At 54.0% G+C, this 19,566-nt stretch carries 14 protein-coding genes; 10 read left to right on the top strand and 4 right to left on the bottom strand.

The window, feature by feature from the left end; all coding sequences use genetic code 11:
• Nucleotides 1-6 precede the first annotated feature (6 nt).
• From ACYVC2_RS04030 to ACYVC2_RS04010, 5 genes are all read left to right on the top strand, one after another.
• Entirely contained in the window at nt 7-1,611 is a 1,605-nt protein-coding gene (locus ACYVC2_RS04030) for a hypothetical protein (protein WP_461101009.1), read from the top strand.
• Nucleotides 1,612-1,650: 39 nt separating this feature from the next.
• Complete coding sequence (locus tag ACYVC2_RS04025; protein ID WP_461101008.1) at nt 1,651-3,822, top strand: hypothetical protein; 2,172 nt, start codon at nt 1,651-1,653, stop codon at nt 3,820-3,822.
• A 68-nt stretch (nt 3,823-3,890) separates the two neighbouring features.
• Nucleotides 3,891-4,922 (top strand): glycosyltransferase family 2 protein, encoded by a 1,032-nt coding sequence (locus tag ACYVC2_RS04020; RefSeq protein ID WP_461101007.1) that lies wholly within the window; start codon nt 3,891-3,893, stop codon nt 4,920-4,922.
• A complete protein-coding gene (locus ACYVC2_RS04015) occupies nt 4,919-5,887 on the top strand; it encodes an ROK family protein (RefSeq protein WP_461101006.1) in 969 nt (322 codons plus the stop codon). The genes ACYVC2_RS04020 and ACYVC2_RS04015 overlap by 4 nt, the downstream gene beginning before the upstream one ends.
• A 71-nt stretch (nt 5,888-5,958) precedes the next feature.
• Complete coding sequence (locus tag ACYVC2_RS04010) at nt 5,959-6,516, top strand: D-sedoheptulose-7-phosphate isomerase (RefSeq protein ID WP_461101005.1); 558 nt, start codon at nt 5,959-5,961, stop codon at nt 6,514-6,516.
• An 88-nt stretch (nt 6,517-6,604) separates the two neighbouring features.
• Here ACYVC2_RS04010 and ACYVC2_RS04005 read toward each other — a convergent pair whose 3' ends face one another.
• The 4 genes from ACYVC2_RS04005 to ACYVC2_RS03990 form a co-directional block, all read right to left on the bottom strand.
• A complete protein-coding gene (locus tag ACYVC2_RS04005; protein WP_461101004.1) occupies nt 6,605-7,297 on the bottom strand; it encodes a molybdopterin-dependent oxidoreductase in 693 nt (230 codons plus the stop codon).
• Between the two features lie 103 nt (nt 7,298-7,400).
• Nucleotides 7,401-8,675, bottom strand: coding sequence for a glycosyltransferase 87 family protein (locus ACYVC2_RS04000; protein WP_461101003.1), 1,275 nt, complete (start codon nt 8,673-8,675; stop codon nt 7,401-7,403).
• 58 nt (nt 8,676-8,733) lie between these two features.
• Nucleotides 8,734-9,807, bottom strand: a complete 1,074-nt coding sequence (gene pheA, locus ACYVC2_RS03995; RefSeq protein ID WP_461101002.1) for a prephenate dehydratase — start codon at nt 9,805-9,807, stop codon at nt 8,734-8,736.
• A 114-nt stretch (nt 9,808-9,921) separates the two neighbouring features.
• A complete protein-coding gene (locus ACYVC2_RS03990; protein ID WP_461101001.1) occupies nt 9,922-11,820 on the bottom strand; it encodes a DNA topoisomerase IV subunit B in 1,899 nt (632 codons plus the stop codon).
• A 361-nt stretch (nt 11,821-12,181) separates the two neighbouring features.
• Between ACYVC2_RS03990 and ACYVC2_RS03985 the strand changes: the two genes are divergently transcribed.
• The 5 genes from ACYVC2_RS03985 (at nt 12,182) to ACYVC2_RS03965 (ending at nt 19,461) form a co-directional block, all read left to right on the top strand.
• On the top strand, nt 12,182-14,722 hold the full coding sequence (locus tag ACYVC2_RS03985) for a polysaccharide biosynthesis/export family protein (RefSeq protein ID WP_461101000.1): 2,541 nt from the start codon (nt 12,182-12,184) through the stop codon (nt 14,720-14,722).
• 147 nt (nt 14,723-14,869) lie between these two features.
• Nucleotides 14,870-15,991: a hypothetical protein gene (locus ACYVC2_RS03980; RefSeq protein ID WP_461100999.1), complete on the top strand. Its 1,122-nt coding sequence runs from the start codon at nt 14,870-14,872 to the stop codon at nt 15,989-15,991.
• Nucleotides 15,992-16,093: 102 nt separating this feature from the next.
• On the top strand, nt 16,094-16,924 hold the full coding sequence (locus tag ACYVC2_RS03975) for an ABC transporter permease (protein ID WP_461100997.1): 831 nt from the start codon (nt 16,094-16,096) through the stop codon (nt 16,922-16,924).
• Between the two features lie 108 nt (nt 16,925-17,032).
• Nucleotides 17,033-18,268: an ABC transporter ATP-binding protein gene (locus tag ACYVC2_RS03970; protein ID WP_461100995.1), complete on the top strand. Its 1,236-nt coding sequence runs from the start codon at nt 17,033-17,035 to the stop codon at nt 18,266-18,268.
• 89 nt (nt 18,269-18,357) lie between these two features.
• The gene (locus tag ACYVC2_RS03965; RefSeq protein ID WP_461100994.1) at nt 18,358-19,461 is read left to right on the top strand and encodes a DegT/DnrJ/EryC1/StrS family aminotransferase; all 1,104 of its coding nucleotides are present in this window, start codon (nt 18,358-18,360) and stop codon (nt 19,459-19,461) included.
• Nucleotides 19,462-19,566 lie beyond the last annotated feature (105 nt).

The raw sequence follows: 19,566 nt of genomic DNA, 5'->3' as shown, positions 1-19,566 counted from the left end.
TTAGCTATGAAATTGATTGCCGTTTTGGTTGCGACAGGTCTGACGGGTGCTGGCCTCTGGTTCTGGCAGCGTATTCCGCCTACGCCGGTAGCCGTCGAATTGCAGGGGCCATTGCCGACGCAGACCGCTCTGGTACCTACTCCCCGCTCGACGTTTACGCCCACTACCCGCAAAGGCTATTACAACATCGACGTGGTTGGCGACTTCGACCTGCCGAACACCAAAAAAATCATTTTCAACGGCGCAGGTCGTAACCTGTTCGTTCAGCAGGATCGGGCGAAATTGTTCCGGCGCGGCTTTTCGGCGGTCGATAAAAGCCGGATGGTGCCGGACGTTGAAATCTGGCACGACGATGCCCCCCCGGTGGGCTGGAAAAGCAAGCTGGCTATCAGCCAGCGGTCGTCCATCATTTACCAGAATTACTTCCGGGACGGCTTTCAACTGGCCTGGGCCGGTGACAACAGCAAGGCGTCGGACGTGATCTATAAAACCACGGTACACGATGCCCTGAACCGCAATAACCTCTACCAGGCCTGCGTCGAACTGAAAGGCGGCTGCATCGGCTTTGGTGATTGCCCATCGACCGGGTGGGCCAGCACCTTTGGTACCATCGTGCTGGATATCGAAAATAATTACTGGATTCACGATGAACAGGAGCAGGCGAATCTGTACACCTTCATGCTGAAAACCATCAAGGAAAGTTCCAGCCCGCAGACTGAACTTGGTTCCATCGACCCCTCGCCCCACAACAGCTTCGGTTTCTGCAAAGCGCAGGACTATACCGCCAAAGCCGATGTGCTCTGCACCTTGCCCGCCAAACATACGGCCGACAGTCGGCAACGTGGCATGCCCGACGATATCCTCGGTAAATCCATTGCCGACTACGCCGACTTTTACATGCCGGGTACCTACTACCTGTACCCCGAACTGGATTATTCGTCGCGGCACGTTCTCAACGGCGATCGTCACTGGCTGGCGGCCCTGCTGGGTGAGCAGGAAGTCAACCTGAAACTGTCGCCGAAAAAGCGGATTGCCTGGCAGTGGCTGTTCAACACCCAGAATGCCGAGTTTCCCAAAAGTGCCAAAGCCGAACACCCCGCGCCCCCCGCCATAGCCGAAGGTATGGCTATTTTCTACTGGTTCACCGGAGCCTATGGTGCTCTGTTCTGGGATGACCATAATGAATTGACGCCTGATCAGCCCGCCCCTACCGACCCCAACATGCAGGGCACGGGCAACGACCGGAATTATGCCTGCTACGAACATTACATCCACGGGCTCTGGCGGCTGTTCGGCCACCACAAAGACCTGTTCGACGGGAAAGAAACGTACCTGAACGAAGCCACCGAATGCTCATACGACGGCGGCAAAACCTGGTTTACCTACAATGCCAACCAACTCAAAACCCGGGATTTGCCGTTCGTACGGGCGATCGTAAATGGGAATCAGATTCTGGTGGCGGCCACGAAAGCGTACGCCCAACCGGGCCAGAAAAGCCGGGTCATGCTGCGCTACGTGAATAATGGGTACGCTTTTTATTCAACCATTAACCTCAAAGGCGATGAAATCTACCTCGGTCGCGCGACGATGAAACGGGCTGCTCCCCGCTGATTCCCGCTCTCCACCCTCCTCTCTTTTACCTACCCCACCATGTACTTCCTGCTTTTACTTGTCTCCTGCAAAGCCTGTGCGCTGAGCCTGTTCATTCATTACAGAATCCGAAGCGGACCCTACACGGCCATTCGAATCGCCTTCGTCCAGACCCTGATCCTGCACGGGTTACTTATTTTTACCTATAACGAACTCTTCTCTCCCTTCAACCTCATCACACCCCTTACAGCCAGGCTTTACTGGCTGGTGATGGCGATGGCCGCCTGCGGCTGGCTGTTCCGCTCGGCCGGTGGCTGGGCTGGCCTGGCAAAAATCACCCGGGAGTTGCTGGGCGTTTTGCGGCTGACGGGTATCGATGGGCGGTCCCGCTTTCTCCTCTATACCGGCGTCGTTCTGCTCATCCTGCCCTTGCTGATGCTGGCGGTGCTGGCTCCTCCGAACAATTACGACTCGCACATGTACCACCTGACGCGGGTGCTGTATTGGCTCAGCGATCAGAATCTGGATCATTTTCCCACGATGCACATCCAGCAGTTATACCACAACGTGTTTGCCGAATACCTGGTTCTGCACACGTTTCTGCTCGTGGGGTCGGATCAATTGGCGAATGTAATTCAGTACGGGGCCATGCTCGGGTCGGTGCTGAGCGTCAGTCTGCTGGCAAAGCAGCTGGGACTGACGTATCGGGGCCAACTGCTGGCGGGGATTCTGATGGCGTGCCTGCCCATCGGTCTGTTCGAAAGCACAACGACCCAGAATGATTACGTCGCCTGTTTCTTCTTTCTTGGCTTTGTGCTGTTCGGCTATCAGTTTCTTCGGCAGCCGGTCTGGTACATCCTGGCCTGTTGTCTGCTCTCGCTGGTCTTTGGCAGCTTTACCAAATACCCGGTTCTGTTTTTTGCCCTGCCCTTTGTCCTTTATTTCGCCATTCAGATTCTTCGTCGGCAGGGTTTTCAATATGGGCTGGTCACTCTGGCCGGGGCCGTGCTGCTTTTTTGTCTGGTTTTCGGCCCTTTCTTCGCGCGCAACTACGCCATTTTCGGGGCTATTCTGAGTCCGACAGATACTTCCCGACTGGCGACTGAAAAAATTCCGGTCGACAAATTTTCTATTCCCTATTCCATTTCCAACGTCATCAAAAACGCGGGGCTGCATGTCGGGGCTCCCTATCTGCCGTACAACCAGCAGATGGACTCGCTCGTCGTGCGTGCTCACCGCCTGATGGGGGTAAAACTCGAAGAACCGGCGATCAGTAAGGATCGGTTTCACGTTCGGTTTTCGATGCAGGAAGATATGGCTCCCAACACGATCCATTTCTTCCTGCTGCTCATCATGGCCGTAATTCTGTTTACCCGACGCGGGCACGGACCGGCCAAGCTGTTGTTTGGGATGGCGCTTATCGGGTTTGTGCTTTATAGTAGCGTCTTTAAATTTCAGTTGTTCAGTTCGCGGGTTCACATGCCCTTTTTCGCTCTTGGCTGCGTTTCTATTGCCTACACCTACGAAGCCGTTCTGAAGCGTACGGGCTTTTTTCTGGCTCTGGTGCTGTACGTTCTGTCACTGCTGGTCGTGCTGGGTAACCCCAGCAAGATGATCATCCCGATCCGCTACCTGGCCCAGCGGGTGCTGGCTCATGTGCCACGCTATATCTGTTCCTCCAGCGAGTCGCAACGGCAACGGTTTTATGGGGTGTTGCAGCCCTATTACGAATCGATCGAGACACCCTATTGTCTGTCCCTGCGGCAATCGTACGGATATAGCGACCGGTCGGCGGTTTTTGATAAGCTCGATTCGATGGATTATTTTCGACACGACAAAGAAGAAAGTATTCTGTTTGAAAGCCGTACGCAGGCCTATTTTGCCAACCACCAGTCAAACTACGATGCCTTCGCTCCTCTACTGGCTCATATCGGACCGGATGCGCAGAACATCGGTTTTTTCCCCGTCGGCGATTCAGGTTTTTATCATTACTGGAGTGCCCTCAACCAGCACCGGGAGCATCCGGTCGGTATGGCGTATATCCGCTACGCCCGCGAATACGCGAAGCTGCCCAATGCACAGCGGCCCTTCTGTTACAACTATATTCTGTCGGACGATGCGGGGTTCGTCCGGCTCCACATTCCCGCCGACGCCATTGCCGAAACGCATACATCAGGGCGTCTGACCCTGTTTCGATTGAAACATTCTTCCTGTCAAACGTATCAGTATTAACCGTTTACTCAAGTTAGGGCATTGATTAGTGATTGATTTCAATATATTTGATAATCCTAAGAAACCCCATGTACACTCATTATACATCGGTTATCATACCATGCTACAACGAGCAACAGGTCATTGAGGAGTCTTACCGACGGCTGACGATGGTCATGAAGACCCATTTTCGGCAGTACGAATTACTCTTTGTCAATGATGGCAGTAAGGATGCTACGCTGTCTATTCTGCAGCGACTTGCTTTGCATGATCCACACCTGAAGATTCTGTCATTTTCCCGTAATTTCGGTCACCAGCCCGCCGTGTCGGCCGGTCTTTCCCAGTGTTCGGGTGAGCTGGCGGTTATCATCGACGCCGACCTGCAGGACCCGCCCGAGCTGATTCCGGATATGGTCGACGTGTACCTGACGAAAGCCTGCAATGTCGTCTATGCCGTCAGGAAAAGCCGACAGGGTGAGACACCCTTTAAGAAATTGACCTCCAAGCTGTTCTATCGTACGATCAATTACCTTTCGGAAGTGCCTTTACCACTCGATACGGGCGATTTCCGCCTGATCGACCGCAAAGTCATCGACGCCTTCAACCGACTCCCCGAACGAAACAAATACATTCGCGGGCTGATTACCTGGGTTGGGTTCCGGCAGGAGCCGATTAGCTATGAGCGGAGTGAACGATTTGCGGGCGAAACGAAATATCCACTGAGTAAAATGCTACGCTTCGCACGAACCAGTCTGCTGTATTTCAGCAACAAACCGCTGCGCATTGCGTCGTCACTGGGTATAACCGCCGTGCTGGTGGGGCTGTTGCTGTCGGTGTGGGTATTCTATATCATGGTATTTAAACCCGATGAACTTGTGCACGGCTGGTCGTCGACATTGATTATTGTCGTATTTTTCGGCGGTGTTCAAATGATGACAATTGGCATTCTGGGCGAATACCTGAGCAGTATTTTTAACGAAATCAAAGGCCGCCCTGAATTTATTATTGACGATACCGTCAATCTGTTACCCAATTCGTCAACCAGACCCGAATCCGTGGAGGTTTCCGAACACTTGTCCTCCACCCGACCCGTGCCCTCATCGGTGCTATCGAATTCATGAATCTTGGTATTGAAATTGGCGGAACCAAATTACAGTTAGTTACCAACACCACTACCGGCCAGATTGCCCGACGCTTTCGCTATACAGTCGATCGCGCGCAGGGCGCAGCCGGTATTCTGGCCCACATCGCCACTACGCTTCAGCAACTATCCGAGTCCCCGCAGGCTATCGGTGTTGGGTTCGGGGGGCCGGTCGACTGGCAAACCGGCCGCATTGCCACATCGCATCAGATTGGCGGCTGGTCGGGCTTCGAGCTGGCTGACTGGCTCCGGCAGCAGGTTCCGGGGGCGCTGGTTCGGGTCGAAAATGACGCCAACGTGGCCGCTCTTGGCGAAGCACTTCAGGGAGTCGCTTCGGGGTTTAAGAACGTATTTTACATTACTCTCGGTAGTGGGGTCGGTGGCGGTATGGTGGTCGATCGGCAGCTATATCACGGCGCGCTGCCGGGTGAAGCCGAAATCGGGCATCTGTGGCTGGTACCGCCGAGCGATTCCTCGCCTGGGCAGACGATCGAGCAGACTATATCGGGCTGGGCAGTCGACCAGCAAATCTATACGCTCCTTCCGCAACTCCCCGACGATTCCGCCCTCCGGATTGCGGTACAGGAGGCCGTCGCCCAAGGCGATTCGGGTGAACCGGACGAATCGAAACCAAAAGCGGCCGGACTGGCCCGGTTTCTGCACCCTGCTTACGAAGCGGGCGACCCGGTGGCCCGCATGCTGATCGAGCAGATCGGCTCGGTGCTGGCGCTCGGCCTTTCGCACGTGACGCACCTGTTTCATCCGGACGCTATCGTACTGGGCGGTGGTTTATCGCTCATTGGAGAGCCTTTGCGAGCCGCTGTTCGGCAGGCACTGCCCCGTTTTGTCATGAAGGCCTTCCAACCCGCACCGATCGTTCTGCTGGCTAAGCTGGGCGAAGATGCGGTGCCGGTTGGAGCGCTGGAACTGGTGAAGAATAGCTGATGGTTTTTCTGTCTGTGGCTGATTATCTCCGCCAAAATTATTCCGACAACTTTCTATTTTTCTAATTCCCTATGAACCAGGCTTATTTTCAGAATTATATTGACCGGCAGAAAAAAGCGTACGACGCCATTCCCCTCGATCGGGTCGAGCACCTTATCCAACTCATTCGCCAATGCTGGGAAGAAGACCGCCAGCTGTTCGCTTTCGGCAACGGCGGAAGCGCATCCAATGTCTCCCATTTCATCACCGACCTGGGCAAGAGCGCATCCGACCGAATGGGCAAGCGGTTCCGGTGTCTTTCGCTGAACGAAAACCTATCCTGGATAACGGCGATCGGTAATGATTACGCTTACGAAGACGTGTACCTACGCCAGCTTCAGAACTATGCCCGTCCCGGCGATCTGGTGCTGACACTGAGCGTCAGCGGCAATTCGCCTAACCTCGTCAAAGCCGTGGAATGGGCCAATACGAACGGGCTGACGACTATCGCCCTCGTCGGTGGCAAGCGGGGCAAACTGGCCGAGCTGGCTACCGAATCCATCGTCATCGATGATGAACACTACGGCCGCGTCGAAGATGCCCAGATGACCATCTGCCACATGCTGTGCTACGGGTTTATCGAATCGTAGAGTCGCAACCCTTAGCGGCTCATGACGGATGGTATGTTGCCAACGGTTGATTGCTGACGCTCATGAGCCGCTAAGGATGGCGGCTCTCCTAGGAATACCGGTCGTTGCGCCAGGGGTAGGCGGTGTTCGAATACCCCCGCTCTTCCCAAAAACCCAGTTGATTTTTCGTCAGGAACTCGATGCGTTTGATCCATTTGGAGCCTTTCCAGGCATAAAGCTGCGGGGTGATCATCCGCAACGGCCCGCCGTGTTCGCGCGATAAGGGTTGGCCGTCGGCTGTATGGACGAGCAGCACATCGGGTTTGAGCGCTTCTTCGAGCGAAACGTTGGTCGAATACCCATCATAGCCGTAGCACATGATGTGCGTCGCTGATTCCTGCGGATCGACCAGCGCGGCCAGGTCCATAAACCGGACCCCCACCCAGGGAACATTCAGCCGGGACCAGGTCGTCACACAGTGAAAATCGCTGGTATCTTCCACCTGTGGTAAGGCCATCAGATCCTCCCATTTGAGCCGGACGGGCTGATTTACGGCTCCGTCGATGTTAAGCTGCCACTTGTCCAGCGGAATGGCGGGCTGATAGCCTAAATCCAGCACGGGCCATTTGGCCGTAACGGTCTGCCCAACCGGAACCGCTGGCATACCATGTCGGTTCGTTGGACCGGTGCCCCGTGGTTTCTCGTCGGTCATTGAAGGTGTCTGCGCCATTTTCTCCTCAAAGCGACGTTTGAGTTTCATCCGGGCTTCGACGATCTTATCGGTTTTTTCGTTCGTATCCATTGTTTCTGCAGTGATTATCAGTAAAAGCCGGTGTGCCGCCGAAAGGTTTCCGTTCTGAAGACGTCTTTGTAACGGCTACCGTTGAAGCTTGCTTTCGGCACAATTACGTTACCGCCGTTTCGGTCCTGATGGCTGGTTTCTGTCGATACAATTGAACGACGCCCCAGACCAGCACCACCGAAAAGATCATGGCCACCTGTTCGAGACTGATGAGGTCTCCAATCCGCCGGATGATAAAAAGCCTGAGGTGTTTTTCCATGACCACGAAGTTACCCACCGACGCTATCACGTAAGGAACGAAATCGCCTGATGAGAAAGCATAGGCAGCCAGCATCAATACGCTCGGATGCGCGTATCGTTCGTGCATCTGTGTATTGAAGAAATAAAATGCAATCGGAGCCAATCCGGAAATCAGGAGTATGGTCGAGGTATCATACTGCGTCCGTTGGCCACGTCCTATCTGAAAGAACTGACGAATCATTGGAAACAGAATCACCAGGTAACTCACCGCGAACATCAACAGCCCCCAGTGTTTGTAGTTCATCCCAAACCAGACCAGTTTATCGGAACGGGTATTCAGATTACCCTCCAGCAGAAAGTTCCAGACATTCCCGGCGTTTACGGAAACGACCGGATAGATATCCAGCGAAGCTTTCAGCATAGCCAGGTAATCGATGACCGTTCCTGCCTGGATGAACGGAATCATCGGTATGAAGACGCTGAACCCAACGCCCAGCAGGCCGACCAGCGTAGTTCGTAGCGGTTGCCTGACGATCGTGGGCCACCAGAGCAGCATCAGAATTGGCAGAAACACAATCGGTTGTGGCTTGATCATAAACGCGATGACGAACCAGACAGCGCTCCAGGCTACCCGGCCGCGTAAGGCATAATACACCGCCATCAGCGTAAAGCAGGTAATCGTCGAATCGATCTGCCCCCAGGTGATGGTGTTATACAGCAAACCAATATTGAAGATCAGGAATAAAGCGTAGAAGGGTCGGTTAGCTTCCGTGCGCACGAAACGCAGCGCGTACCAGATGCCAACCATGTCGAAAACAAGGACGATGAACTTGAGCTTATGAATATTCTCTAAAATCTGCCCAACGGACCCCTGCCAGCGCTCGAAAAAATACAGCACGTACATAAAATACGGTCCATACAGGAAACTCGGCGGCTGGCCCGGTACCGGGTGGGTATATAGATCATAAATATGGGCAATGCCGTGTTCCTGAATATACAGAGCCCATTGAATCCAGAACCCGATATCTTCTCCGCCCTTCGGGATGTAAATGGCAGTGAATCCGTAGAAGAGAGCCAGCAACAGCAATACGTGCAGCTCGGGGTTTACGCGGGCCGACTGATGAACAGACGTAGTCATTTATGTGGATAACCGTTTTAGCTATAGTATCAGTGCCTAACCCCCAGGGCCCTTGCCCCTATGCAACCCGCACGTAACTTCCCAACAGCTTGACCTCGGCCGCGTGGTGATTCAAAATCTCCTGCAAATCCGGATCGCTGGCGTGGCCTTCGCATTCGAGCAAAAACCAGTAGCGGAATGTAGCGCCTTCGCGCAGGGGCCGGCTTTCGATTTTGGTCAGGTTAATGCTGCGGGCGTTGAACTCCTGCAGAAATTCGGCCAGCACGCCCGGCGATTCAGTATTGGGCAGCCGCGCAATGAGCGTGGTTTTGTCGCGCCCGCTGGGTTGATTCACGAAGTTCTTCGCCAGGATCAGGAAGCGGGTCCGGTTCAGGTCACTGTCTTCAATGTTGTCGAAGAGTACCGGCACGTCGAATAACTTAGCCGCAATGTGCGAGCAGACGGCTGCCGTGTTCGGATTCTGAGCCGCGAGTTTGGCTGCTTTCGACGTCGATTCGACCGGCGTCAGCTCCGCTTTGAGGCCTTCGAAGGTGTCGTTGAGGAATTTACTGCACTGCCGGAATGCAATATCCTTTGAATAAATGTGGGTAATGTCGGCCAGGTTTTCAGCTTTCGTGGCGAAGGTAAAATGCACGGGAATCTGCGCTTCGGCCGCAATGGTCAGGTCTTTCTCCAGCAACAGGTCGATGGCTTCGCTGACCACCCCTTCCTGGTTGTTTTCGATCGGCACGACCCCGAACCGTACCCGCCCCGTTTCGACACTCTCGAACACCGACCGGATGGTAGGCAAAGCCATGTAGGCACTCATCGCTCCAAACCGGCTTTCGGCGGCCTGGTGAGTAAAACTCCCTTCTGGACCAAGGAAAGCCACGCGCTCGGGCAATTCGAGGTTGCGCGATACGGCAAAAATTTCCAGAAAAATGGCTTCGATGGCCGGGCGATTGAGCAGGCCGTTGTTTTGCTCCTGCAACCGATCGATGATTTGCTTTTCGCGTTCGGGACGGTAAATGACCGTGTTGGTCGAGCGTTTGAGTTCGCCCACCTGGCGCACCAGCTCCATGCGCTGATTGAGCAGGGTCAGGAGTTGGTCATCCAGGGCGTCGATGTTGTTACGGAGGGATTCTAAAGTCATAAAAACGGGGCCGCCCGTGCGGTCGTCAATCAATTGTGAGTAGTCGCCAGTGGCAGAAAATGCTGCAAATAACGACTAAAATCACGAATGACTGACGACTGCCGACCAAAGAACTTATACCAGCGCGGCCTCGTCTATATCTTTCTCGATGCGCAGGTTATCGATGATAAACCGCTGCCGGTCGGGCGTGTTTTTGCCCATATAGTAACTGAGCAGCTTGGCAATGGAGGTTTCTTTCTCCATAATCACCGGCTCCAGCCGCATGTTTTCGCCAATGAACAGCCCAAATTCTTCGGGCGAGATCTCACCTAATCCTTTGAAGCGGGTAATTTCGACTTTTTTGCCACCCTTCATCAGCTTGTCAATTGCACTCTGCTTTTCCTCGTCGGAGTAGCAATAGGTGGTTTCTTTGTGATTTTTCGGATTTCGAACCCGGAACAGAGGTGTTTCGAGAATATACAAATGCCCGTTGCGCACCAGATCGGGGAAAAACTGCAGAAAGAACGTTAGCATCAGCAGCCGGATGTGCATACCATCTACATCGGCATCGGTCGCGATCACGATGCGGTTGTAGCGAAGCCCATCCAGCCCGTCTTCGATGTCGAGTGCATGCTGAAGCAGGTTGAACTCTTCGTTTTCGTATACCACTTTCTTCGTCAGCCCGAAACAGTTCAGCGGCTTGCCGCGCAAACTGAATACGGCCTGCGACTGTACGTTCCGCGATTTGGTGATCGAACCGCTGGCCGAGTCCCCTTCGGTAATGAATAATGTAGACTGGTAGCGGTCTTCGGCTTTCAGGTCGGGCAGGTGATTGCGGCAGTCGCGCAGTTTTTTGTTGTGCAGACTGGCTTTTTTGGCGCGGTCGTTTGCCAGTTTCTTGATTCCGGCCAGTTCCTTCCGCTCCCGTTCCGACTGTTCGATGCGCTTTTTGAGGGCATCCTTCACGGCCGGATTCATATGCAGAAAATTATCCAGACGCTCTTTCACGAAATCGAGCACAAACGAGCGCACCGACTGGCTTTCTGAATCGGGCGACATGTTGATCGAGCCTAGTTTGGTTTTCGTTTGTGATTCGAATACCGGCTCCTGTACCCGGATGCTAACGGCCGCAATGATCGACCCACGGATATCGGCCGGATCATAATCTTTGCCGAAGTGTTCCCGCACAGTCTTGACGATGGCTTCGCGCAGGGCCGCCAGGTGGGTGCCGCCCTGGGTGGTGTATTGCCCATTGACGAACGAATAATATTCTTCACCGTACTGGTTGCCGTGGGTCATGGCAATTTCCAGATCACTTCCTTTCAGGTGAATGATCGGGTAGCGTAGCGAATCTTCATCTTTTTTGGTCTTATCCCGCAGCAGGTCGAGTAGCCCGTTCTGAGACAGATATTTCTGCTTGTTGAACACGACAGTCAGCCCCGCATTCAGGTAGCAGTAGTTCCAGATCATATTTTCCAGAAACTGCGGGATGAAGTGAAAATTTTTGAAAACCGTGTCGTCGGGCTCGAAACAGATCAGCGTCCCGTTGCGTTCGTTGGTAGGCTCTTCGCCCTGATGCAGCAGCAGCCCCCGTTCAAATTCGGCCCAGACGGTGCGTCCATCGCGGAACGACTGCACCCTGAAATAACTGGAAAGAGCATTCACAGCCTTCGTTCCGACGCCGTTCAACCCAACGGATTTCTGGAAAGCGCCGGAATCGTATTTGCCGCCGGTATTAATTTTGGAGACGACTTCGACCACTTTTCCCAGCGGAATACCCCGGCCGTAATCGCGCACCTCGACCCGATGATCGCTTACCCGCACTTCGATGGATTTACCGAAGCCCATGACGTACTCATCGATGCAGTTATCGATGGTTTCTTTGATCAGGACGTAGATCCCATCGTCGGCAGCGGCTCCGTCGCCGAGTTTTCCAATATACATGCCTGGCCGCAAGCGAATATGCTCGCGCCAATCCAGCGAGCGAATACTATCTTCGTTGTACTGAACGGATTGATTAGGTAATTCTACCATACTGAGTTGAAAACAAATAAACTAAAATGGGGAGCAACTTTCGAAAAGTGTTTCAGTCAAACATCGGAAAAGTTATACCCAGACCAATTAGCTACGGAAAACTTCCGCTAGATCAAAAAACTATTTAAAATCCAGTAAAAGTTCACTTACTTTGCCGGCTGAACTGCCCTATGTACTATACAGGCCGATAGATCGTTAGATACAGAGCTTAGTCTTTCCCATGATCCGATTTGTTCGACATCTTAAAAATATGCAAAATCCGCCAAATATTCACATCTTATCGTTAAAAAATTTTCTTTTTACTCTGTCTTTTCTGAGGCCCCGGCTGAGCCTGCATCCCGCCATTTTATTAGTTTCTGCCATGAGCCTGACCGCTCAGGCCCAGGTGCCGGGTGCCGCCAGCCCAGGAGCCATTAGCGCGCCCAGCAGTGGGGCCGTAACGGCCCCCTCAACGACCGTAGCCCCCCGGGCCGGTACCCCTACTACTACAGCCCCCAGCACGCAGCCGGGCCGGGGCACGGCCGCACCGGCGAATGTAAACACGAGCAACTTGCCGGCCAGCGTTCAACAGCAGATCAACCAGCGGACCGGTCAGACCAATGGGCAACAGAATGGCACCAATGGCCGGGCCAACTCCCAGCTTCCGGGCCAGGCCAACGGTGCCGATCCAGCCAATCCCAACCAGGCGACCGACCCCAACCAGCCCACCGACCCGAATCAGGCTACCCTCGAGAACGGACAGAAAAGCGAAGAAGATCGCGCCCGGGATGCCGCCCGCCAGAAAGTGTTCGGCTACGCGCTATTCAACGATCCGAATATGCAGGCTACCTTTCAGCCCAACCTGAACGTAGCCACTCCCCGAAACTACATCATTGGCCCCGGCGACCAGTTGAATATTCAGCTCTACGGGTATACGGAAGCTAATTTTACCCAGAAAGTATCGCCGGAAGGCTACGTTTATATTACCGGTGGAACCGGGATCGGTCCCATTTTCGTGTCGGGTTCTACCATCGAGCAGGCCAAAGCGCGGCTAGTGAGCCGGATGGCAGCCAAGTTTGCCGGGCTACGCAAATCGGCCTATGGTCCGCAGAATACGTACCTGGAACTGTCGCTGGGCGAAATTCGGAGCATTCGGGTTACGGTAACGGGCGACGCGGTTCATCCGGGTACCTACACCCTTTCGTCGCTGTCAACGGCCATGAACGCCATTTATCAGGCGGGGGGGCCCAACGACATCGGCTCGTACCGACGGGTTCAGCTCATCCGTAACAACCGCGTCGTTGCTACACTTGACCTGTATGATTACCTGCTGAACGGGGTTCAGAAAAACGACCTGCGTCTGCTCGATAACGATAACATTCGTTTCACGACCTTTCAGGAACGGGTCGAAATCGCCGGGAGTGTCAAACGCAACAACATTTTCGAGATGCTGCCCGACGAAACCCTCGAGCGGCTGTTGTTTTACTCGGGTGGTTTCTCGGCCAATGCCTACAAGAGCCGTCTGAAAGTGCAGCGGGTCACCAACCGCGAGCTGAAGGTGATCGATGTGACGGCCCCTGAATTTAAAACGTTTGTGATGCAGGACGGTGACCTCGTAACGTCGGAACAGGTCCTGGACCGTTTTGAAAACAAGCTGACGATCGAAGGAGCTGTGTACCGGCCCGGCGAGTATTCTCTCGACAACAACCCCACCCTGAAGAAACTCATCGCCAGCGCCGAAGGCCTGAAAGGCGATGCCTTCACGGGCCGGGTGAACATTACCCGCACGCGGGAAGACCTGGCGATTGAAAATATTCCGGTCAATCTGGATGCAATTCTGGCGGGCACCGAACCCGATATCCCACTGCAACGGGAAGACCAGGTGATTATCACTTCGCGCTTCGACCTGGCCGAACCCGCCAGCATTTCCGTGCAGGGCGAAGTAAACAAGCCAATTGAAGTACTGCCCTACATGGCCAACATGAGCCTGAACGATGCGTTGTTGCGGGCCGGTGGATTGCGGGAGTCGGCCGCGGCCGCTTCGGTCGAGATTATACGCCGGAAAAAAGACGTCGACCCGAGCTCAAAAACGGCCAAAATCGCCGATGTTTTCCACTTTAATGTCAACCGCGACCTGTCGCTCAGTTCCGACGCGAACCGGTTTATGCTGGCGCCCTACGACCAGATCGTTATCCGGCAGTCGCCCAACTACCGCGTCCAGACTTTTGCTGGTATCGAGGGGGAAGTGATGACGCCCGGCCTGTATCCGATCCAGACGAAAGACCAGAAAGTTTCGGATCTGATCACGATGGCGGGCGGTCTGACGCCTTATGCCTACGTGGAAGGCGCTACGCTGCTGCGGGCCATCACCCTCAGCGAAGATGAACTGGCCCGCAAGCAAATGGCCATCAACGACATTGCCGACAACACGAACAAAACCGTGGTGGAAGCCAATGTAATGACAACGCCCGAAAACCGGCTCGAATCGATCGATATCAACCTGAAGCGAATTCTGGCCAATCCGGGTTCGTCGGAGGATATTCTGGTGCAGGAGCACGACGTACTGCGGATTCCGAAGCTGCTCGAAACCGTGCGGATTCAGGGCGAGGTACAACTGGCTAAAACGGTCAAGTACCGGTCAGGACACAGCTTCCAGGATTACATTGCCGATGCCGGTGGATTTACCTCCAAATCGCAGCGCCGGCGTTCGTTCGTCGTGTACGCTAACGGCTCGGTAGACCGGACCCGGAAGTTTATGTTTTTCAACATTTACCCACGGGTCGAACCCGGTTCGGAAGTCATCGTTCCCCGGCGGAGTTCAAGCCCGCTCACGGCTCAGCAGATCCTGGGCTCAACGGTTGGCCTTGCCGGCTCGCTGCTGACGCTGATTACGACAGTCCTGTTAATTACCCGCGTTAAATAATAAGTAATCAGGTATATTCGGGTTTGGTTGGTCCATCAGTAGCCCCCTCTGCCGTCCATCAAAGGCCGGGTAAGCGAACAGATTACTGAAAGCCAATGAATTACCTCCAAACGAACGCTACATCATTACTTAGTCTTATCTGAACCTATGGCTTCTCAAGACGTAACCAATACAAAAACATCCAATCATGTGGTAGCGGCACAGCCCTTACCGCCTGATCAGATTTCGCCCAAATCCGTACTCCTGCGCATTTTTGAGCTGAAACACGTTGTCCGGCGCAACTGGTTGCTCCTCATTGGACTGGTTATCGTGGGGGGCGTCATTGGGTTCATCTATGACCTGACCCACAAAAAACCTCCTATCTACAATGCGTCGATCCTGTTCAATCTGGGGGGCGGTTCGAGTGGAGGAGGTGGACTGGGCGATCTGGGATCGCTGGCGGGTGCTTTCGGTCTGGGTGGCGGAGCCCCGGATGCGAATATTTTCACGGGGGATAACTTCCTGATCTACGCCACCTCGCGGCCCGTAGTAGAAAAAACCCTGATGGAAACCGATACCATCAATGGGAAAGATACCCTGCTGGTCAACTATTACATCCGCCACAGTGGCATTCGCGACAAAGAGTGGGAGGACGATGAAAAGATGCGCTCGTTCTACTTTTCGCGGGCTAAAACGCCGGCTGAATACACCAAGCTGGAACAAAATGCGATGGCGACCATTTACGGCCGGATCGTTACCGAAATTGCGCTTAAGCAGCCCGAACGGAAATCGTCGTTTATCGAGATCAGTGGCTTTATGGAAGACGAGAAACTGACCGCTACGTTTATTTCCAAGCACCTGCAGACCATCGAGAAAGATTACCAGCGCAAGCAAACCAAAAAAACCCGGGAGATGTATGACCTGCTGGTGAAACGGGTCGATTCGTTGGCGCGCAAGATGACGGGTACCGAAAATCAGCTCGCCAGATACATGGACCAGAATCAGCTGATGGTGGTGGCCCAGGCCAAAATGAAGGAAAGTACGCTGACCCGCAATTCGACTTACCTGACGGGTCTGTACTACCAGGCGCTGCAAAGCGCGGATAACATGCGGATGACGCTCATTCGGGAAACGCCCCTCTTTACGATCATCAAGCCCGTTTATTATCCGCTCAGTATGGAAGTAAAAGCTACGGTAGGGATGCAGGCCGGTATTGCGCTCAGTCTGGTACTGGCCATCATCGTTATTTTCCTGCGCGAAACCTACCGCTCGATCATGAAGGAAGACTGAGCCGCGGATGCGCAAATGCTCCTTTCCGCCAGCGCACCGGTTTCTGTATCAACTGAATGAATGCCCGGCCCCCTCGGCCAGGTTACACCTGACTACCTGATTTTGAAAACACACGAAGTAATAATTCAACCTGGCCGTTCCGAGCGGCATTACTGGCGCGATCTGTGGCGTAACCGCGAACTGCTGTACATCCTGTCCATCCGCGACATTTCAGTACGCTACAAACAAACCGTGCTGGGCACGGCCTGGGGGCTCATCCGTCCGCTGATTACTATGCTGATCATGGTGTTCGTGTTCAGCAAGATCGCCAAATTGCCCGGCGACCCTGGTGTTCCGTACCCGCTGATGGTACTGGGCGGCATTACTGTCTGGACGTTTTTCTCGACCGCCTTCACCCAGATCAGCAACAGCGTGACCCTCAATGCCAACCTGGTCACCAAAGTATATTTTCCCCGGCTGATCATGCCGATGAGTGCCATTGCCATTAGCTTTGTCGATTTTCTGGTATCGCTGGGATTGTTCGTTCTGCTGGCGATCTGGTACCGGTTCATGCCCGACTGGCATCTGCTTTTCTTACCCGTTTTCATTCTTCTGGCTGTGCTGGCGGCCTTCGCCTTCGGTTTGTTCTTCGCCGTAGTCAATGTCCGCTTCCGCGACGTGGGTCAGTTGATTCCGTTCCTGGTTCAGGTCGGTTTTTACGCCTGCCCGATTGCCTACACCAGCCGGTTAGTCGCCGATAAATCGTGGTATTCGCTGTACATGCTGAATCCGCTGGTGGGCATCATCGAAGGGTTCCGCTGGTCGTTGCTCGGCGGAAAAGCCTACTTCAACCCCGAGAGCCTGCTCAGAGCTGTCATCATCGTGTTTCTTTGCCTGGGCTTCTCGCTTTATTTTTTTCGGAAACGGGAGAATACCTTTGTGGATGATATTTAGTAGAGTTAACAGGGGATAGTCGGTAGTCGATCGTACTGATGACTGTCAACTAATAACCATCACCTAGTAACTTTTGACCGCCACGGCGGACTGTTGACCACCTGTATCATGTCTGTTATTACTGTCGAAAATATAAGTAAGCAATACATCATTGACCACCAGAAAGGCAAAGGCGGCACAACGCTCCGGGATATGCTCACGGAGAACATGCGGTCGCTGCTGGGCGGTAAAAAAGAAGAAAATGGACTTACCCACGAGGAATTCTGGGCCCTGCGCGACGTTAGTTTTGCCATCGAACAGGGCGACCGGGTAGGTATCGTCGGGCACAATGGGGCCGGCAAGTCCACCATGCTCAAAATCCTGAGCAAGATCATTGAACCTACCACCGGTACGGTCCGCATTCGGGGCCGGGTTGCCAGCCTGCTGGAAGTGGGCACAGGATTTCACCCGGAACTGACAGGCCGCGAAAATATTTACCTCAACGGCTCGCTGCTGGGTATGACCCGCAGCGAAATACGGAACCAGTTCGACGCCATCGTGGCCTTTGCCGGGGTCGAAAAATTCCTTGATACGCCCGTCAAGCGGTATTCGTCCGGTATGTACGTCCGGTTAGGGTTTGCCATTTCGGCTCACCTCGACCCCGAAATCATGATTGTCGATGAGGTCCTGGCCGTGGGGGATGCGGAGTTTCAGAAGAAAAGCCTCGGCAAAATGCGGGACAACTCGGCCAGTGGGCGTACCGTTATCTTCGTGAGCCACAACCTGACTGCCGTACAGGCGCTGTGCAACAAAACCTTGTATTTTGAAAAAGGGCGGCTCATCGAACAGGGCGAGACCAATCAGGTCATCGCGTCGTACCTGAGCAAGGTATCCACGACGCGGCTGGCCCGGCGCTGGGACAACCCTGAAGAAGCGCCGGGGAATGACCTGGTCCGGATTCACCGCTTCGAACTGACGCCGGAGTATCAGGATGGCCTGACACACATCGATGTACGGACTCCTCTGAAGCTTCGGTTCGAATTCTGGAACCTGATGGACCGGGCCAACCTGAACCTGAGCCTCCACCTGAACTCGATCACGGGCGAATGTATCTTCAACATCGGGACACAATCGCAGGCCTGCAACAAAGGCCTGATTACGGGCGAGTGTACCATTCCGGGGTATTTTCTGAACGATGGCTCCTACACGATTTCGGTTATGGTCGTAAAGGATACGGTTACACCCCTGTATGTTATGGAAGAAGGTCTTACCTTTGACGTAGAGGACTATCGGGAGGGAATTGCCTGGTATGGCAAATGGCCGGGTTTTGTCCGCCCCCAGTTTCCGTTCCATATGACCACTTAACCTTACCGGAACCCGTTATCCATGACGAGTCGATAGTGCCCTGACCGTCTGCCTTTGATAACTGTTCATCGATAACCGTTTACTGCCGAATGATCAACGTAACGAAGTCATACCTGCCAGACCTTGACCAGTACACCGAGTACCTAAAGGGTATTTGGGAACGTGTACACCTCACCAACGACGGGCCGCTGCTCCGTGAGCTGGAATCCGAGTTGAAGGCCTACCTGGGGGTGAAGCACCTGAAATTCTGCACCAACGGCACGATCGTTCTCCAGATGGCGCTCAAAGCCCTGGATATTACCAAAGAAGTTATCACTACTCCTTTCTCGTACGTAGCGACTACCGACGCGCTATTGTGGGAAGGGTGCACACCCGTTTTTGCGGATATCCGACCGGACGATTATAACATCGATCCCGACAAAATCGAGTCGCTCATTACCGAAAACACCCAGGCCATCATGGCGACCCACGTGTACGGAAATGCGTGTCAGATCGAACAGATTCAGGCCATTGCCGAAAAATATAAGCTGAAAGTCATTTACGATGCCGCCCATACCTTTGGGGCCACTTACAACGGGCGTTCTATTCTCAGTTACGGCGACGTGAGTACCTGCAGTTTTCACGCTACCAAGGTGTTTCATACCGTCGAAGGGGGTTGCATTGTGACGGACGACGACGAACTGGCTCAGAAACTACACTTCTACCGCTCGTTTGGGCACCGCAACGACGACTACTTCAGTGTCGGTATCAATGCCAAAAACTCCGAGCTTCATGCGGCCATGGGGCTCTGCGTGCTACCGAAGGTGCCCGAGCTGATAGCTGCCCGTAAACAGGTATTCGGCTTTTACAACGATCGGCTCGATTTCAGCAAGATTACCCGGCCGTCGCTTACTCCCGGCGTCACGTATAACTACGCTTATTATCCGGTCGTGTTCGATTCGGAGGAAACGCTGTTGCGGGTCGTAGATTCGTTAAAAGCCCAGGAAATCGTTCCGCGCCGGTATTTCTACCCGTCGCTGAATACCTTGCCGTTTGCGCTAACGGCCGATTCTGGCGCGGCCCAGCCCTGCCCCATATCGGAAGAGGTTTCCCTGCGGGTCTTGTGCCTGCCGCTCTATCCGGGTCTGGCTGAAGCCGATGCCGACCGGATTGCCGCGATCGTCAATGAGGCTGTTGCAGTCGTTCTGTCCTGAGCGGATCGTATCACGTATCTACATGGGTAGCCCCGCGTGCGCCTGACCAGCCTTCGTGCGCCAACTCCTGGTCAATCCGAGCTACCCGTACGCTGTCTTAATCTG

It is taken from the genome of Spirosoma koreense (genome assembly GCF_054777875.1).
The sequence above is the reverse complement of the archived record's forward strand: the minus strand, read 5'-3'. Positions and strand labels throughout refer to the sequence as shown.

Bases quoted from the DNA above. Each gene is read 5' to 3' on its own strand.
- ACYVC2_RS03985 (WP_461101000.1), top strand. From the start codon at position 12,182: ATGAGCCTGACCGCTCAGGCCCAGGTGCCGGGTGCCGCCAGCCCAGGA.
- pheA (WP_461101002.1), bottom strand. From the start codon at position 9,807: ATGACTTTAGAATCCCTCCGTAACAACATCGACGCCCTGGATGACCAA.
- ACYVC2_RS03965 (WP_461100994.1), top strand. From the start codon at position 18,358: ATGATCAACGTAACGAAGTCATACCTGCCAGACCTTGACCAGTACACC.
- ACYVC2_RS04005 (WP_461101004.1), bottom strand. From the start codon at position 7,297: ATGGATACGAACGAAAAAACCGATAAGATCGTCGAAGCCCGGATGAAA.
- ACYVC2_RS03970 (WP_461100995.1), top strand. From the start codon at position 17,033: ATGTCTGTTATTACTGTCGAAAATATAAGTAAGCAATACATCATTGAC.
- ACYVC2_RS04015 (WP_461101006.1), top strand. From the start codon at position 4,919: ATGAATCTTGGTATTGAAATTGGCGGAACCAAATTACAGTTAGTTACC.
- ACYVC2_RS03990 (WP_461101001.1), bottom strand. From the start codon at position 11,820: ATGGTAGAATTACCTAATCAATCCGTTCAGTACAACGAAGATAGTATT.
- ACYVC2_RS04020 (WP_461101007.1), top strand. From the start codon at position 3,891: ATGTACACTCATTATACATCGGTTATCATACCATGCTACAACGAGCAA.
- ACYVC2_RS04010 (WP_461101005.1), top strand. From the start codon at position 5,959: ATGAACCAGGCTTATTTTCAGAATTATATTGACCGGCAGAAAAAAGCG.
- ACYVC2_RS04000 (WP_461101003.1), bottom strand. From the start codon at position 8,675: ATGACTACGTCTGTTCATCAGTCGGCCCGCGTAAACCCCGAGCTGCAC.
- ACYVC2_RS04025 (WP_461101008.1), top strand. From the start codon at position 1,651: ATGTACTTCCTGCTTTTACTTGTCTCCTGCAAAGCCTGTGCGCTGAGC.
- ACYVC2_RS04030 (WP_461101009.1), top strand. From the start codon at position 7: ATGAAATTGATTGCCGTTTTGGTTGCGACAGGTCTGACGGGTGCTGGC.
- ACYVC2_RS03980 (WP_461100999.1), top strand. From the start codon at position 14,870: ATGGCTTCTCAAGACGTAACCAATACAAAAACATCCAATCATGTGGTA.